Source organism: Paenibacillus sp. HB172176, from assembly GCF_011947265.1.
GTDB lineage: Bacteria > Bacillota > Bacilli > Paenibacillales > Paenibacillaceae > Pristimantibacillus.
In genome coordinates this window covers 404,892-423,188 of sequence record NZ_JAATHD010000001.1, presented here as the reverse complement: position 1 = coordinate 423,188, position 18,297 = coordinate 404,892, and the positions used below count along the sequence as shown (strand labels likewise).

Here is an 18,297-nt window from a genome sequence, read left to right as displayed (position 1 = left end):
TCCTTGCGTATGCTCGCATCTATTTCTTGAATCCTGTCTACATCAATTCGAGAATTCGATACAATACCGCCGCGGCTTGCGCTCTGGCGGACAAGCCTCCCGGCTCGAATACCCGTTCTCCCATTCCATTCATAATGCCTTGCTGCTGCAAGGTAAGTACCGCCTCTAACGCATATTCCGCAATATCGCCCTGATCTGTAAACGGCATAGGCTCAGCAGGCATGGCGTTCCAATCCAGCCCGACAATCTCCGCGACGCGATAGACCATAACCGCCATATCCTGCCTGCTGATCGTATCGTTGATGCCGAATGTACCGTCCGTTTTGCCGTTCACAATGCCCAGCTCCTGCGCTGACGCAATAGCGTTGTAGTACCATGCATTCTCCTGGGTATCCGAGAAGGTTGAATGAGCAGCATCATTCGATAAGCCGAACATGTGAACCAGCATCGTAATGAATTGCGCCCGCGTCAGTCTTCCATTCGGATCGAACTGCCCATTCCCGACACCGTTCACCACTTTTCTTGCCGCCAGCCCTTCAATAGCTTCCCTCGCCCACTCAGCATCGCTCAAATCCGAGAAGGCAGCATGAACATAAGCAGGTGAATATTTGCTGAAATGCTCCGGACTAAAAATGACTGTGCCTGTTTCTTGATTAAACCTTGCGTTCTTGATCACTTCCAGCTCTCCGCTGTCCGTCAAGTAATACAGAATGACCTTGTTGCCTGTTTCACCCGGACGCAGTGTGTAAGGAATTTCAACTGTGAGCTCTTTTCTGTTGAATGTGTCCTTGTCTTGTCCATCCAGCTTGAGATCAAAGTCATAGATGACAGCTTGCGAATCTATCTTCTCTCTGAGAGCTAACGGCAATTCGGAGGTATCCACTTGAGATACGGTTAGCTGCAAATGTTCGGCTGCTTTGACCGCTTCGTCTGACAAGAACTTCTCATGCAAGGTTATCCGGGCCAACCCGCTGTCGATCACAACGTTCTTTATCATCTGACCAGCAGCGCTCTTCACATGCTCCAGCGGAACATCCAGATTGACCCCGGTTGTTCCTGCAGCAGGGTGCAAGACGATTTGCAAGGCCCAGCCTGCTAGGCCGTCAACGGCTTTCTTCATTGAATCCCTATCGAGCTTCACAGACACCTTTCCATGAGCATCCGGTTTTGCCTTAATCATAAGCGTGGATCCAATGACGGTCGTATCATTCTCTGCGATCGGGATTGTTATTGTTCCGCCTCCATCTTCGTCATTATGCGTCACGACGACCTGTACCCTGAAGGCTTCAACCGCTGCGCTCAGCGCGCTCCGGGCCTGGTTCACCTGAAGCTGCGAAGCCGAGGAATTATTCAGAACATCGATCGCCGCTCCGATTGCCGTCAGCAGCTCCGCCTTCGAGCCGGCCGGATATTGTCCGATCGAGGTTCCCTCCTCAGCGGAATCATGCAACGACTGCGCTGATATAATGTCGGCGCTTAACGCCGTTTTGGAAACTGTCTCCATTCCATAATGATAATAAACCGAGCCAGTAACCGTCATCTCCGTGCCAGCTCCGTCCGACATGACCAAATCGGTTACATACACGCTTCCGGTTACGGTTTGTCCCAGCTCCTTCGCCCTCAGCTTTAGCTTTAGCAGATCAACGGGAGCTGCCTGAGACGACTGCTGCGAATTCGCTCCGGTATCGACGGCGGCAAACCGAATTAGTCCAGGCTCCACTGTCTCGCCCAGCAGGGAGTAACCTGACTTCAATGGTTCGGCTGCAAGATAATCAAGCTGCAGAGAGTCATAATGAACGGCGAATGACCGGGCATATACACTCTGCGTCACCGTATTCTGGCCGACAATCACATCGAACTCTTGATCCGAGACCACGCTTGTCGGCCCCGTTAAGACAAGCAACGATTCTGCGGTCGGTCTCAGCTCCAGATTCTCAACTGCCGTCTGCAACGCGAGCAAGGCATCCGCCACCTCTTGATCCGTTGCCGCCGCATTGTCGCGAACAATCATGGCTTGTGCGAGCGTCTGCTGCAGCTGTATCCAGCCTGCCGCGATATAATCCCCTTCGTCAAGACTCTCCGCGGAGGCTATTGCCGTCAGCAGCATGCTCCGATCAACCGTAACGACATAGCTTCTCTCGAGCGCAGCGCTCGTTTCCCCGTCCACAACAGCAACCGCCTTGAGCGTCACATTCCCCAGCGGCAACGGGATTGGCCCCGTATACAATAGGCTGGAAGAGGTCGGCTCACTTCCGTCGAGCGTATAGTAAATCGCGGCGTCGTTCACGAAATGATCAAGCGTCACCTCTTGCGGATAGAGATAGGAGCCAGTCTCCAGATCGGCGCTTGGCGGCGTCAGTGCATACGGCTCCGCCGAGCTGGCGTAGACCTCGACCTCCACAAGCCCGCTTCCCCAGCCGTTGCTGAGGGCATTATTGTTAACGCGCCTTACTTCGTTCACGCTGAGCTTAACGTACCGATAACGGCCAACCAGCTTATCGGAATTGAAGCCGGACCACGTATTGGTGCTGTTATTGACAAGCTCCGTCCAGTTCGCATTATCGTTCGAGCCGAAAATCTGATATCTGTGATACATCTCCGAACCGTTATAGAGCCTGTAGGCTACATCGATGCGGGACAAATCGTAAACATCGCCGAGGTCGACCGTATAGTCATACGGCGCAACCAAGCCGCCAAAGAAATCAGTTGAATCGCCGGATGTGTTGAGATTGTAGGTAATACCATCATTCGCTTTCTCAATGCCTGTGCTGTCATTATTGGTAATAGTCGCACTCTTGCCCTGAGACACAAGATACGATTGCGGAAGCTGAACATTGCCGCTCTCCGCGATCAGCTTCCAGCCCGTCGTATACGAGATCGAGGCGGTATGCTCTGCCGCATTGAATGTCATCGGAAGCCATACATAACGCGAATCGGATAGCTGACCCGAATTCCATCTGTCGCCCATATACACATAGCTGTTCGAGCCGTCCGTATTCGTCAGCTTCATAATATTGGTCGGCTGACTATAATACGTACTGTTGTTGCCAAAGACGTATTGCTGCATAATGCGGCCATCCGACTTCACGGGCGTCCAGCCCTCAGGATCGCGAAGATCGGCATTATAGCTAATCGTCCCCTGGTTGGGCAGCCAGCCGGATTGCCCGGAGGAAGCCATATAGTAGCCGTCATCCGCGCGCACGACCGCCGGCGCTTCGCGTCCCACGCTGTCGTAGAAGTTGTACGATTCGAAATCGGCGGCCTTCGTTCCTGCGTCGCTGAAGGAATAGGAGGTAAAATCGACATCCGTATATTCGTCATTCAACCGGTGAACCCGCATCGAATGTCCTTCTGCCGAAACCAGATAGGCGATGCCGTCGTCATCGACAAAGACCGTAAAGTCGCGCGACGTGTAGCCGAGCTGCTCCTCATCATTCAGCACGCTTGTCGGAACGGCTTCCTTGACGCCGCTGGTTTTGTAATATTCGGAATCCAGGTAAATTCCGTTGTCGGAACGCCAATTCTTGAGCGTCCCGCCCGGACGCCAATGGCCAAGGAAGGTATAAGGACCCTCAGGATGATCTGCGGTCGCCACCGCGATCTGGCTGCTCGCATAGCTGCTTGCCGTTTCCCAATGTCCGTAGAGCACGTATTTCTGCGTTTTTTCGTTATATAGAAGCTTTGGACGCTCCCACTTGTTATCAAGAAGACCATACTCCGCTCCCGCCACAGTATCGGTGAAGGGATCCACAATATCTCCCGCATTCGTCCAGTTCACCAAATCTCTGGACGTATAAAGAGATACGGCGTGGAAAGAAGCGCTGTTGTGAATTTTGTTCTCGCCTACCCAGTAATAGATCGGCTGGCCGTCATCGGCCGTCTGCTGCAGAAATCCGCCGCCATGGGCCTGAATCGCATTCCCCTCCGTGTCGTACCAGGTCTCGCCAACCGGGACCCCCGCCGTGGAGTAGTCCTTCACATTGTCCGGATGCACGGTCAAAGCCCACTGGAATGCTTCCTCAATCTGGAGCGCCGCACGATCGACCTCCCACTGCGTCGCGCCGTCATCCCCCAATATTTGCTCGGCATGCTGAAGGGCTTGCTGGATCGTCTTCCAGGATGCGTCCGCATAATCGCCCTTCTCCGTGTCTTGCTTCGCCTCATAGACCGCCTGAAGCTCCGATTTGTCAATATACGGCGTACCATACACCGCAAGCTCCAGAATACCGTCCGCCCATGTCGCGCCTTGGCCGTTATGCACGTTAATAATATGGTTCACCGTCAGCCGAACATAACGATAATGTCCGGCATCCACTATGGGATTGGTAATAAAGCCGACGACATTATTGTCCGAGCCGTCTGCCAGCTCCGTCCAATTCTCATTATCCGCGCTGCCTTCCAGCGTAAAGCGATAGACCGCATCGGAACCGTTAACCTCCCGAGTGGTCAGGTTAATTTCGGATATCAGCGCGTATTGCTCCAGATCGATGACAAGGTTATAGCCGAGCGTGCCATGCTGCACCCTAGGAGACGAAGACAAATCCGCTCCATCGGTCACTGCGACAGCATCCAGCCCCTGAGAGTCGACGACAGGCCTCCCCAGCGAAAGATTCTGTCCGGACTGAACTGGAATCATGCCATGCGCCCCATCAAAATCGAGCTGATGGAACCAGTCTGCGGTCGCTACGCCGTTATGGAAAACCATCGGGAGCAATCTTGCGTACGTACCCATCTCATCCTTGAAGCCTTCGGCATACTGCGCGCCCCAGTGGTAGCCGTTCTCGGCGAACGAAACCTTGCCGTTTTCTCCCGTCCACTGCGCAACGCCGTTCGCTTGCGTCGCGAAGAAAGAGCCGTTGCCTATCGGTCTCAGCGGCGTCCATTCTCCGTCGATCGTCTCGGCGGAAGCATATTCCGCCTGACTCGGGTACCAGCCGTTCGCCGTAGATCCGAAGAAATAATAGCTGCCGTCATATTTGACAATACTAGGCGACTCCTTATGCTTGTCTACGAATACGGTGTTCACAAGTTCTACCGGCTGCTCCCAATCGGCATCAAGCCTGACAATGCCAATGTCGCTGTTGGTGCGGGTGGCAAAAAGCAGATAGGCCGTGTCATCGTCATCCACGAACAGCGACATGTCACGCGAGTCCATATCGAACGGACGCCCTCTGAAGGTTGCCGCAAAGTCGTCTCCGCCGGGAGTGACCGAGCCGATGAATATCGCTGCCCGCGTGTAGGCTGTACTGGCTTCCTCATGCGCCGTAAACACGATCTTGCCGTTCACCGGGTTGAGTCTGTAGCCCGCAGCCTCCACTCGCATATCCTCGAACGAGCCGAGCAAGCGATCATTGCCGTACGCATGTCCGTCGGTTCCCGTCTGCTCGTAGATGCCCGTGGTCACCAGGCCGGTGACCGCATCGCTCACGCCCTTGTAATAATAGCGATACCAGACGCTTCCGATTTTCACCCCGTCGGTATCCCCTTCCTTCAAGGTGTCCGCCCCGGTATAGTTGTCTTTCATCTTCGAGATTGCCCCGGAATCATAGGAGAAGGCATGCACCGTATTCGTATTCGCAAGACCGACCAACATCTCTCCGCTCATTGCCTTAACGGTATACATATAGTCCTGATCTGCGGCAAGGCCATATTCGTCCACAGTATCGCCGTAGGTTCGATTGATCAGCGTATCTCCGCGATACACCTCGTAATAATCGGCCTCTTGAATAACAGGCCATGAGATTTTCACATTGTTGACCGTATCGTGACCGTCCAACCGGAATGCGGTTGCGGTGGCCGCCCACTCGCTTCCGTAAAAGTCGGCCGTTGTGATGGCGCTGCTATTCCCGTTGGAGGCAATGGCAGCAGCTTTAATCGTCGCGCCTTTGTCGACTGCAATAGGCCCGGTATAAGGATTACTCTCCAGTGCAGGGTCCGTTCCGTCGGTCGTATAGTAGATAAACGAATTTCCCGCCGGATGAGAGATCGTGACCGGAGCATAGATTTGTCCCGAGGCGGGAGTAATAATCGGCGGAATGTTCGTAATTCGAAATTCAATCATATCCTCCATGCTCAGCGCTTTATTGAAAATCTGGAGATTATCGATAAGACCCGCATAATATTCGCCCGAGCCCCAATTGCCTTTCCCAATCTGAACAATGCCTCCCGAGGAAGAAACAATATCAGCCAAAGCATAGCTGCTCGCTTCGGTCGATTGGAGTTCGCCGTCGACATAAAGCTTGGTGTCCGCAGTCGAAATCACAACGTCCACATGCTTCCACTCCGTGCTGCTGCTCCCTTGTACGCTTGCGGGACGCGAGCCGCTGTTGTTGTATCGTTCCACCGTCAAGCCGCTCGTCTTGTCAATAATGCCAAGATAATGCTCGTTCAGATAGGACTGGGAGGAATTGCTCGGCGCGGCGAAGAAGGCCCAGCCGCTGCCTCCGCTCGGCTTGCTGTCATAGGAAACCGTCAGCTCTTGAAGTCCTTGGAGCAGTGGCGTTCCGTCCTGCTTCGTCACATTCAACCAAAACCCGCTGCTTATAGTGGCAGCCTTGCCGTTTCCTTCGAAGGAATTCGAATAGCTGGCGCTTCCCTGAACAATGGCCTTGGCTCCGGCTCCAACAAGTCCGGTGGAAGCGTCGTCAAAATCAAAGTCGGCAATGAGATTATCCCCTGCGCCAAGCGGCGGAACCGTCACCGTATAATCTTGACTATAGCCGAACCAGCTCATTGTCAAAACAACCGTTTCCGCGCTTGAGCCTTTTGCCGGGCGATTCACATAACCTGTCTCGGGATTAATCAAGTCTGTGTCGCTTGAGGTCCAGACCAGATTCGGATCGCTGAATAGCGAAAGCTCGCCGCGAATCTCGGCGCCATCGGTCAGAGGACCGAACGCGAGCAAATCATTCCAGGTAAATCCTCGAATTTCGTTCGCATAATAAGCTGCCGCCGTCGCATCGAGCGTTTCATCAAAGATGCGAACATCGCGATATTGCGAGTCGAGATTCGAATAAGTGGAGATGGTCCGATTAAGACGGAATTGTCCATTGCCGATTTCGTCCGCGCCAATCCCGCTAGCCCCTGCTTCCGCGGCCAACACTCCATCCACCCAAACCGTCAGCTTGCCCGTACCGGCTGTGCCGTCCAGCGCAATTGTATAATTATGCCACATATCGGGAGCCGGGGCCGGGAAAGCAGCCACAACGGAATCCGTCCCTCCCTGTCTAAGCACAACCGCCGCTTCATCTCCTCCATAATAAGGCCGAAGCGTCAGGTTATTGTCGTTGTCCGCTCCGTAAGACAAGAGGGTATTCGCCTCGCTCGTTGCGCGCGTCTGCGTGCCGTTCAACTTAATATCGAGCGAGAATGAAAGATGATCTCCCGTCACGGCATCGCCGGGATTGCTTCCCGCGATATGCCCGTTGTTGGCATTGCCCGGATTGACCAGCGACACGAAATCCGTATGCCATGAGGGAGAGCTGCCCGACAAAGCTTGAGCGGCGTTTAATTGATTTTGATATTGATAGGTGCTGTTTAATGGGTAATAGGCGACCAACCCTGTCGGCTCCGTATTCTCATCCGCGGCATGAACCCAATAGGAAGGTGCTAGTGAGCTTATCAACAGAATGGCCGTCAGCAGCATAGGTGTGCGTTTCTTCATTGTCTTCTTCCAGCTTGTCCACATTCTATCCATCATTGCATATCCCCTTTTCACGATTTCTATCATGCAACAAAGTATAGGGGATGCCTTCATTATTATTAAGTGAACAATTGTGCGGTTCGTGCAATAATCATCGTATATCTCTTGTGAACGATTCCAACATGAATGAACTATTGCCTATACCATCATCCATCTTATCCTCTCACCAGCTTCGAACGCAGCTTGTTCGACACAAGCTCGATAATGAGGATCAACGCGACCAGCCCGATCAGAATCGAGCCGGCCTCGTCCCATTTGTACCCTCGCATCGCGAAAATTAGAGGGGCACCGATGCCGCCTGCGCCAACCAGCCCGAGGATGGACGCTTCGCGCATGTTCATATCGAAACGATAGATCATAATCGAGGTGAAGATCGACATCAGCTGCGGGACGATGCCGAAGCGGATTTTCTCGAAGGTCGTGCAGCCAACCGACTCCATCGATTCCAGCACTCGCGTGTCAAGCTCTTCGATCGCATCCACATACAGCTTGGCGAGCATGCCGATGGAGGTCAAGCCAACCGTCAACACGCCGGCGAACGGACCCGGTCCCGTAACCCGAATGAAGATTAATCCATAAACGAGCGCGGGAATGGTTCGGATAATAATGAGCGCGAATCTCGTCAGCCAGGCTATCGGCTTTGGAACCAGGTTGGATGCGGCCAGAAAAGCGAGCGGCACGGCCAATACAGCGCCGACGAGCGTTCCCTGGAAGGCAATAGCAGCGGTTTCTAAGAGCAAATACAGCACGCTTTGCCTGGTAGTATTAAATAGCAGGTCTAAATCCGGATGCGTAAGGCCATAAATCATATGCTTCGCGATAAGAAGTCCGCTCTGCTCGATGTCGCCGAAGTTAACCGCAGTGAGCGACCATACGAACAAGGCTGCGACGATGACGATAATGGTCGCATAATATCGATGATTGCGCGGCGAAGCAGCCAATTGCTGCTCAATAGCATTCATAATCATAATGTCTCCCTTTAGATGAGCTTTTTCCGAAAATGCTCGCTGACTCTTTCAATTCCGTATACCGTCACGATTAATACCAGAATAATCATGCCGACGGCCGGATAATCGCGCCAGCCGAGCCCCTCATTAATAATCAAGCCGATGCCGCCGGCGCCGACATAGCCAAGAATGGCCGCATAGCGAACATTACCCTCAAAGCAATACAGCGATGTGGAGATGTAGCCGGGAAGCACCTGCGGAACGATCGCGAAGCGGAAAGCTTGCAGCCTCGTCATCCCGATTGATTCCATCGCCTCGAAGGCGCCCATATCCACATTCTCAATCTGTTCATAGAGCAGCTTGCCCACATAAGAGATTGTGAAGAGCATAATCGCCACGGTACCGGCCATAGGTCCCAGTCCAAATACGAAGGTCGCGATCAATGCCGTAATAAGAGTTGGCAACGTGCGAAGCAGACTTAGCGCCGTCTTGCAGACAACAACAACGATTCTCGATGGCGTAATATTGGAGGAGGCCGCTACTGTAACAGGCAAGGCTAGCACGGAGCCAAGCAGCGAGCCGAGCAGCGACATCTTGATCGTATCGAACAGCGGCTGCCAGATACTGTTCAAGCTGTCCCAATCCGGCGGAATCATCGCGCGGAAGATCGTGAAGAACTCGTATATCCTGGTGAAAAGAACAGGGAAGCTGAAATCTGTTATTTTCGTAGCAAGAATCGTGCAAGCAAGGAGAGCGATAATGACAATCGGAACAGGCGACCGCTTCTCCATCACGACCTTGCCGTCGGAGAGCATGATCCTCTTCGGCGGATACAGTTTATCCCACATGATGATCCTTCCCTTCTATCGCCGCCTTCTCCTCGTTCCATCTGCCGCCGTAGATGTCTTGAAGGATGCCTTGCGTCACCTCGGAGGTCTCGCCGTCGTACACAACCTCGCCCTTGCGAATGCCGATAATGCGATCTGCATACTGGAGAGCGATCTCGACATGATGGATATTCATAATGACGGAGATGTTCGTATCCTTGTTAATTCTCTTGAAATCATCCATCACGATATGCGCGGTAACCGGGTCGAGAGAAGCAATAGGCTCATCCGCGAGAATGATGTCCGGGTTCTGCGCAAGGGTGCGCGCCAGCGCGACCCGCTGCTGCTGTCCGCCGGACAACTGGTCGACACGGAGGAACGCCTTGTCCAGAATGCCGACCTTATCCAGCGCCTCGAGCGCTTTCACTTTATGCTGCTTCATGAAGACGCCGGTCAGCTTACGCCATAGGGGAAGCTCCGGTACGAACGAAACCAACACATTATTAATGACGGTTGTGCGAGTTACCAGATTGAACGATTGGAAGATCATCCCGATTCTTCGCCGAAATTGCCGAATATGCCGCCCTCTCAGCTTGGATACATCGACGTCGTCGACGCGGATCGTGCCGCTAGTAATGTCGTGCATCCTGTTAATGCATCGAATAAATGTTGATTTGCCCGCGCCCGAAAGACCGATAACGGCGACGAATTCTCCTTGCTTGATTTTCAGGTTAATATTCTGCAGCGCGGTTGTGCCGTTTGCATAGGTTTTGTTCACATTAAAAAAAGTAATCATAGACGTCCGTCCTTTGGCCGTGGATTTGGAGAAATGAAAATGAGAACATCATGAAAAAGTGATGTTCTCATTGTTGGAGGATCATGCATGCCTTCGTACAGCGATATTCACTTCATGCTTTTGATAATTTCTTGTGCTTCGCGCTCGTCGTCGTAATCGGAAGACTGTGCCACCTTGTATCCTTCATGAGAGTAGATGGCAATGACCTTTTTGCCTTCTTCCGTACCTGCGATCGCAATGAATGCATCCTGCAGTGCCTTCTTCAGATCTTCGTTCATGATCTTGGACTTCTTGCTTACCGAGATGGTATCGTTATAGATCGGCGATGTCACGCCAATGACATTCGTATCCTCCCAAATCGTGCCTTTGCCCTTATAGTCGCTTTGCCATTTCGATTCATTGTCGCGGCGAGCGTCAGCATAGACAACAATAATGTCGGCTTGCTCCGTCGCAAGACGAGCGAATGAGCTGCCATAAGAATCCGAAGTCGTAATCTTGGACAGATCCGTCAAGCTTTTGCCGTACTTGTCCTTCAGCCATAAAGTAGGATAGATATAACCGGCGGAGGATGAAGTAGACATCACCGCCCAGTTCGCGCTGTTCAGATCATCCCAAGTCAATTCTTCGCCATTGTTCACTTTGGCCGCCAGTTCTTTCCCTTTTGGGGACGGACCCGCCAATACCAACGAGCGATAATAGGAGGCTTGCTCCGTATCGAGGCCTGTCGTCGGCTTATTATCATTCCAATCCTTTGCATTGTCAGAATCGATGGACAGCGCTTTGCGCGTTGCTGTCAGGATGACATCCGCGCCATCATCATACAGCGCGTAGGTTCCGCCCGGGATCAAGCCGATATCCGTAGTGCCTGCGCTTAGCGCTTCGCCGACTGCTTCATAGGAGGTTCCTACATCGATTTTAACGCTGTCCACGGTGTAGCCTTCTTCCGCAAGCTGCTTTTTCAGCAATTCTTTGAGCGGCTCGGTTGCCGTTATGATCTCGTCCGGGTCCTTGGAAGGCACGAAGCTCACCTTCAACTCCTTGATTTCCTTGCTTGATCCGTTGCTTCCGTCGTTGTTGCCGCAGCCCGCCAGCAATCCGATTGCAAGCATCGCTGTCATGAGCATTATCAGTTTGTTTTTCACCTGAAGACCTCCATACCGTTTTTTATACTGTCTCTTCTAACCCTTCCACATTGTACAACCCATTCGTTAACGATCTGTCAAAAAATAGTTAAGATACTGTAAATGTGGGATCACAGTGCATAAACCCTAAATTTGTATGGTAGAATGAGTCAATTCTTGCTCCTGCGCTTGAAGAAATTTGGGAACATCAGTGATTGGAAGAATGCTCTGTTCTCGCTGCAATATGCACGAGAGAATCTTTCGTTCAACTTATATCGTTCATTTTTGCAAAGGAGGAGCCTATGTCAAATCAACTATGCGAAGTAATTGTCCTGGAGACGAGCGACTTGCATGGCTTTCTGCTGCCTAGAAGCTACGCTGACAAGACGGAAGTCTCCTATGGTCTTGCTCGAATCGCGACTATTGTGAAAGAAATGCGCGGCCTTCATCCGAACATACTGCTGATTGACAACGGAGACTGTCTGCAGGGCACTCCGCTGACGTATTATCATGCGAGGATTAACAACGAGCCCCCCAATCCCGTTGTCGCCTGCATGAATGAGCTGCGCTATGACGCGGCCGTGCCCGGCAATCATGAATTTAATTATGGCCTGCCTTATTTGAAGGAAGCTGTCGAGGCCTCAAGCTTTCCGTGGCTGTCGGCCAATATTGTGAATGAAGCATCAGGAGAGCCGCTGTTCGGAAAACCGTATATCGTTCGCGAGCTGAAGAATGGCCTGCGAATCGGAATATTGGGTCTTACAACCTCGTATATCCCGAATTGGGAGCAGCCGCAGCATATAGCGGGAATTCGTTTCGATGATCCCGTGGAAACCGCTCGTCACTGGGTAGACGTTTTGAAGCGGCAAGAACAGGTGGATGCCGTTGTCGTCTCTTATCACGGCGGCTTCGAGCGCGATCCTGAGACAGGCGGTTCAACAGAGCCTTTTACCGGAGAGAATGTCGGATACGCGATTTGCGAGCAGATCGAAGGCATCGATGTGCTGCTGACCGGCCATCAGCATCGCGCCATCGCGGGCTGCAGCATCAACGGCGTCTGCGTCGTCCAGCCTTCGAATGAAGGACGATATTTGGGCAAGGTCACGTTACAATTCGAGCGAATTGAAGAAGTCTGGACCTTGAAGACCTGCGAGTCTGAATTGCTTTCAGCAGAGGAATACGAGCCTGATGAAACGGTGGAACGCATTGCCGCCGAGGTTGAAACTCTGACGCAAGTTTGGCTGGATCAGCCTATCGGGCGCGCAAGCGGCGATATGACCTTCGCATCGCATGAGGAAGCGCGCTTACGGGAGCATCACTTCGTCGAATTCATCAATCGCGTACAGATGGAAGTCTCCGGCGCTGATATATCCTGCACCGCCATCTTCGATAATCAGTCTCCGGGCTTCGGCAAGCGAATTACGATGCGCGAGGTTGTGTCGAATTACATTTATCCCAACACGCTGAAGGTGCTGCGCATATCTGGAAGCGACATTCGGGAGGCTTTGGAGAAATCGGCGGAATACTTCGAGCTCGACGAACGAGGAGCGATTGCGGTTAGCGAAGCTTATTTGATGCCTAAGCCGCAGCATTTCAACTATGACATGTGGGAAGGCATCGATTATGAGCTGGATATTGCTCGTGAGAAGGGACAGCGGGTAACAAAGCTGGAATGGCGCGGCCAGCCGATGCGCATGGATCAGACATTCGACGTGGTCATGAACAACTATCGCGCGGGCGGGGGCGGTAACTACAGCATGTTTCGGAACAAGCCAGTCGTGAAGGACATCGCCGTCGATATGGTGGAGCTTCTTGCCGACTATATCCGGGAGCGAGGCGTGATTGAAGCTGGCGTGAACAACAACTGGCGCGTCGTGAACAGCGACGAACGCCGCATAAGCAGCCATGGCAGCGAACAATCGGGTACGATATAAGATAAACGCGATTCTTACTCATTTACATGGAATAGATCCCGGGCCCTAATTCTCAAGAACTACATATTTAACCAATTATTCCATTCATTATAATAACTTAACATCGCGTTGACTTGGCACATACACTTGCCTCGTATAGTGGACTCGTAATCCATTTCCAATTAGGAGGTTTGTGAAAAATGAGATTGGTCAAGCTCAAACGATTCTCATGGATCGTGCTCGCGGCAATCCTGATTCTGTCGAACGCGATCGGGCTCGCGCCCGCTCGGGCATTCGCCGCAAACGCGGACGGCTCGCTGACCGTCGCTGAGGCGATCGCAAGCAACACGGGTACTGGTACGGTTGAAGGATACATTGTCGGCCATGCTACAGGCTCACTATCCAAAAACATGACCGCCCCTTTCAGCAATGATTATAACTTCTTAATCGCCGACACCGCTGGCGAGCAGGACAATGCCAAATTGCTCGACGTCCAGCTTACATCCTCTTATCGCTCCGAATTCGGACTTCAGACGAATCCCGATATTATCGGCATGAAGGTGAAGGTTTCCGGATCGCTCGCACTCTACAACTCCTACCCGGGTTTAAAATCGCCTACTTCCATTGCCTTCATGGAGGAAGATACAACGCCGACAGATCCTTCTGCCGAAGTCGTCTCGATCACCGACGCGAAGCAAGCTTCAGGTACTGTAACGATTGAAGGCATCGTTACAGCGGACAACTCCGCCATCGGCGGCGGCAAGCTCTCGACTTTCGTGCAAGACAGCACGGGCGGCATCAATATTTACCATTATTCCACAGCCGGCTTTCCTGACTTGGTTGAAGGAGACCAAATTCAGGTTACAGGCTCCATCACCTCTTATATGGGACTCACGGAGATCAGCCCTTCATCCATAACTGTTATCGCGCAAAATCAACCAATGCCCGCCCCCGTCCAGCTATCCCTGGCCGACCTGCAGGATCCTGCCATAGCAGAGCCCTATGAAGGCCAACTTGTTCATTTGACTGGTTACTTCCAGACCGTGCCTGCAAGGCCTGCTGGAGGCGGCTACAACATCCAAGCCGTTGACCAGGATTTCAACGGCACCACGTTTCGCATCATGGAAGGCTCCATGGATATATCCGCCATCTTGGCCAATCACTGGTATGACGTCACCGGCATTCTGAGCCAATATAACAGCTATCAAGTTATTCCGCGCAAAGCTGCGGATGTTGTGCTGGCCTCCGATCAACCGCCGCTCTATCCATCGGCCCCCGGCGAATACGAAGGCATCGTCGATCATGTGGTCGATGGAGACACCATCGCGCTGCAAAGCCCCGTTCTAGGCGCGACCAATGTGCGCTTCCTCAATATCGATACGCCGGAATCCGATGCGTATATGAATCTGAACGGCGGCGTGCAAACCCCTGCCGATCAGAATCAACTGGATTTCGGCCTCTCTGCCAAGCAATATATGGAAACTCTCTTGCAGCCTGGCTACAATGTCATCTTGAAGGTCGGCGAAGAATCCATAGACAAATACGGCCGTTTGCTCGCCGAAGTTGTTCGAGAGTCCGACAGCTTAAATGTCAATCTTGATATGGTCGAGCAAGGCTATGCCGTTACGTATTTCATCTCGCCGATTGGCTCCCTCGAGGAATACAACCACTATCAAGCCGCTGTCAAAACGGCAATGGACCAAGCAATTGGCATCTGGGACATGACGAACCCGCTTCAGGAGCTGCCGTTCGTCTTCCGCGCGCGCTTCTCGGGCGACGGCTTAAGCCGTCCCGTCGGCAACTCGGATACATTCAAGTATGTAGACAAGGAAGACTGGGCCTCCGTTCCGGTAGAGAAGCGTATCTTCTTCAACACGGAAGCGGATGCCATAGCGAACGGATATACCAGCTCAGACCAGGTTACAACTCCTCCTCTTCCGGATGGCACGGGTAAAAAGGTGCTGTTCGACAATACGCATGGTCAAACGGCCGGAGCGGCTGATTGGGTCATCGACGGCGCTTTCTCCGATTTCGCGGACGGCTTAAGAGCGGACGGCTTCACTGTCGCCGCGCTCGAACGCCCCATTCCTTATACCTTCGGCGAGCAAGCCGTCACCTACGACGCGCTGAAGGACTATGACGTCTTCATCATCGGCGAAGCGAATATCCCGTACAAAACCTCCGAGCAGGAAGCTCTCATCCAATATGTGCAGGATGGCGGCAGTATCTTCTTCATCGCCGACCATTATAACGCCGACCGCAACAAAAACCGGTGGGACGCTTCAGAGATTATGAACGGCTATCGCCGCGGCGCTTGGTCGAATCCGGCTCAAGGCATGACAGCGGAAGAAGCCGCATCTCCCGCCATGCAGGATGTGGAGAGCTCGGATTGGCTCGCTGACAACTTCGGCGTCCGCTTTCGTTATAATGCTCTAGGCGACGTGGATAACATGACCAATGTGGTCTCGGCGGATCAATCCTTCGGCATTACCGAAGACGTCGGTTCCGTGGCCATGCATGCCGGCTCGACGCTCGCGATTCTCGATGGGACCAAGGCGAAAGGTCTCGTCTATGTGCCAACAAACGTGTCTTCATGGGGATATGCGGTCGACAGCGGCGTATATAGCGGAGGCGGACAAGCCGAGGGGCCATTCGCGGCGGTCTCCAAGCTTGGCGCAGGCAAAGCGGCCTTCATCGGCGACTCTTCTCCTGTCGAAGACGCCACTCCGAAATATCTTCGCGAGGAGAACGGCTCGAAGAAAACCACTTACGACGGCTTCAGCGGCGAAGCGGATGATGCGACCTTCCTCGTTCAGACTGTCGAATGGCTGGCCAATCAAGAGGATTACACAAGCTTTGCTCAAGTTGTCGGACTCGAGCTGGATGAGCCGACAGAGCTGCTTTCATTCGAAGCCCCTGCGCAATCGACTGAACCTCAGGCTGAGCCGTGGGCAGCGCCGGAAGCCGGCTACAAATGGTATGATCCATCCACATTCAAGGCAGGCTCCTATGGCTCATCCCAGCAATCCTCCCAGCCGACTTACAGCTTTGTTCATCAGGACACACTGCCCAGCGCCGAAATCTTCCAAATTCGCGTTGCAGCGGACAATCTGCTGCCTGGGCAGAGCGTGTCGGGGCTGACAGTCGGCCTCTACTTGCCTGGCGGCACGCAAATCGCCAAGATTCAGAACGAGGACGGCGCGTGGCCGACAAGCTATGGCTACAGTTCATCCTTCAGCATGACGGCTGACGGCACGGGACATGCCGCCAAAGATTTGACTGTCCAGCTTAATCCGACAGCAGCTGGCAGCGCCAGTCTGCGCTTGAAAGTAAATGGCAACAATGAAATGACCGAAGCGGTCACCATCGCCGACGTTCCCGCAGAGCCGCTGCCGGAGGATGAAGCTCCGGTTCCTGCTGCGATATCAATCGCGGAAGCCCGTCAATCAGCAAGCAATGCGTTAGTCACTGTAGAAGGCGTTATTACCTCAGAGCCCGGAACCTTCGGCGGGCAAGGCTTCTATCTTCAGGATGCCACCGGCGGCATCTATGTCTATCAAACAAGCTCCGGTTTTCATGCAGGCGACCAAATAACAATTAGCGCGATGAAGACCGTCTATAACACCGAGCTTGAATTAACGGATCCTGTTGCGCTTGAGAAGATCGGCACAGCCGCAACTCCTCAAGCCGTCGTTCAAAACACATTGAACGACGAGAATCAAGGCATGCTTGTCAGCCTCCAGAATGTCACCATTCAGAACTATATCGCAGCTGCGCCGACAGGCTCCTTCGAATTCGACGCCGTGAAGGATTCGGGCTTCACGCATGTGCGCATCGATGGTCGAACCGGCATTGGCTACGAGGATTTTCAAAGCGCATTCCCCGCAGGCAGCACTGTAAATATAACCGGCATTTCTGCGATCTACCAAGGCAATTACCAGCTCAAGCCGCTGGCGATGAGCGATGTTGTTCTGGCAAATAGCGCTGTCGAACCGCCAACGACAACACTGTTCGCTTATGGCGTAACAGGCGAGAACAACTACAACACGCAAGATGTGCTTCTTACCTTAACGGCCCAGGATAGCGCGGGGGGATCCAACATCGCCAGCATCCAATATCGCTTGAATAATGAGGAATGGATGAGCGCTGGAGGCCCCGTCGTCGTATCGACCGAAGGCCAGAATCTCATCGAGTATTACGCCACGGACAACGCAGGAAACGTTGAAGCCGTGCAAAGCGCGCAGATCTGGATCGACAAAACAGCTCCTATGCTGTCCTTGTCTGGTTCTATGACCTTCTATCAATCCCATGCCGCAGTCCCGTTCTATGTGACAGCGAATGATAACGCTGATGGAAGCGGCGTGAACGCACTGGAATACACCTTGGACGACTCATCCATCCCGTCCTTGGCATGGATTGATCCGCTTGCATTGACTCTCGGAACGCACAGCCTGATCGTTACAGCCGAGGATATCGCCGGAAATCAAACATCGCTGCATGTCACATTGACCTCCAGGATGGATATTGATCATTTCGCGCAGCTTATCGAACTCGGAGAAAGCAACGGTTGGATCACGAAGCATAGTACGGCGAAGGAGCTAATTTCTCAAGTTGAGAAGATTCAAAAGGCCAAGAAGGATAAGAAAGAAGAGAAGCGTTACGAAGCGCTAATCAAGAAAATCACCAAGGAGAGCGGCAAGCACATCGATATCCCATTTGCGGATCTCCTGCTGGCTGATATTGCCTTCATGCAAGCCTCCGATATCTGAGAAAACCTCTGATGGCGTCCTTGAAAGCAGCGGTCTGCTCTAACGGACCTTTTGTCCTCTTAGACAGCGTTTTTCAACACTCGCTTGCTCTAACGAACCTTTTGTCCTCTTAGACAGCCAAACGAGCGAAAAAATAATCAGATTAACCCTCAGTCTTTCAGAGATGAGCGACCGCGTTTAGTTGTTTCGAGGGGTTCAGAGGGTTGCAAAAGCAGCGGTTGA

6 protein-coding genes and 1 pseudogene are annotated in these 18,297 nt (G+C 52.8%); 2 read left to right on the top strand and 5 right to left on the bottom strand.

What is annotated here, in order from left to right; translation table 11 throughout:
- Positions 1-37: 37 nt before the first annotated feature.
- The 5 genes from HFP08_RS01635 to HFP08_RS01615 all read right to left on the bottom strand — a co-directional run bounded on the left by HFP08_RS01635 (position 38) and on the right by HFP08_RS01615 (position 11,414).
- Positions 38-7,699, bottom strand: a complete 7,662-nt coding sequence (locus HFP08_RS01635; RefSeq protein WP_168118758.1) for a chitobiase/beta-hexosaminidase C-terminal domain-containing protein — start codon at positions 7,697-7,699, stop codon at positions 38-40.
- Positions 7,700-7,857: 158 nt separating this feature from the next.
- Entirely contained in the window at positions 7,858-8,664 is an 807-nt protein-coding gene (gene phnE, locus HFP08_RS01630; protein WP_168118757.1) for a phosphonate ABC transporter, permease protein PhnE, read from the bottom strand.
- Positions 8,665-8,681: 17 nt separating this feature from the next.
- Positions 8,682-9,497 carry a phosphonate ABC transporter, permease protein PhnE gene (phnE, locus tag HFP08_RS01625; protein ID WP_168118756.1) on the bottom strand — a complete coding sequence of 272 codons (816 nt, stop codon included), beginning with the start codon at positions 9,495-9,497 and terminating at the stop codon, positions 8,682-8,684.
- Entirely contained in the window at positions 9,487-10,272 is a 786-nt protein-coding gene (phnC, locus tag HFP08_RS01620) for a phosphonate ABC transporter ATP-binding protein (RefSeq protein ID WP_168118755.1), read from the bottom strand. The genes phnE (HFP08_RS01625) and phnC overlap by 11 nt, the downstream gene beginning before the upstream one ends.
- 107 nt (positions 10,273-10,379) lie before the next feature.
- Positions 10,380-11,414 carry a phosphate/phosphite/phosphonate ABC transporter substrate-binding protein gene (locus tag HFP08_RS01615; protein WP_481856527.1) on the bottom strand — a complete coding sequence of 345 codons (1,035 nt, stop codon included), beginning with the start codon at positions 11,412-11,414 and terminating at the stop codon, positions 10,380-10,382.
- 281 nt (positions 11,415-11,695) lie between these two features.
- Between HFP08_RS01615 and HFP08_RS01610 the strand changes: the two genes are divergently transcribed.
- Positions 11,696-13,327, top strand: coding sequence for a bifunctional metallophosphatase/5'-nucleotidase (locus HFP08_RS01610; protein WP_168118754.1), 1,632 nt, complete (start codon positions 11,696-11,698; stop codon positions 13,325-13,327).
- 284 nt (positions 13,328-13,611) lie between these two features.
- Positions 13,612-18,075 (top strand): annotated as a pseudogene (locus HFP08_RS01605) (DUF6359 domain-containing protein); the annotation flags it as partial.
- Positions 18,076-18,297: the final 222 nt, after the last annotated feature.

What these genes read in the sequence shown, in the direction of transcription:
- HFP08_RS01635 (WP_168118758.1), bottom strand. Translation starts at nt 7,699, where the DNA reads ATGATGGATAGAATGTGGACAAGCTGGAAGAAGACAATGAAGAAACGC.
- phnE (WP_168118757.1), bottom strand. Translation starts at nt 8,664, where the DNA reads ATGAATGCTATTGAGCAGCAATTGGCTGCTTCGCCGCGCAATCATCGA.
- phnE (WP_168118756.1), bottom strand. Translation starts at nt 9,497, where the DNA reads ATGTGGGATAAACTGTATCCGCCGAAGAGGATCATGCTCTCCGACGGC.
- phnC (WP_168118755.1), bottom strand. Translation starts at nt 10,272, where the DNA reads ATGATTACTTTTTTTAATGTGAACAAAACCTATGCAAACGGCACAACC.
- HFP08_RS01610 (WP_168118754.1), top strand. Translation starts at nt 11,696, where the DNA reads ATGTCAAATCAACTATGCGAAGTAATTGTCCTGGAGACGAGCGACTTG.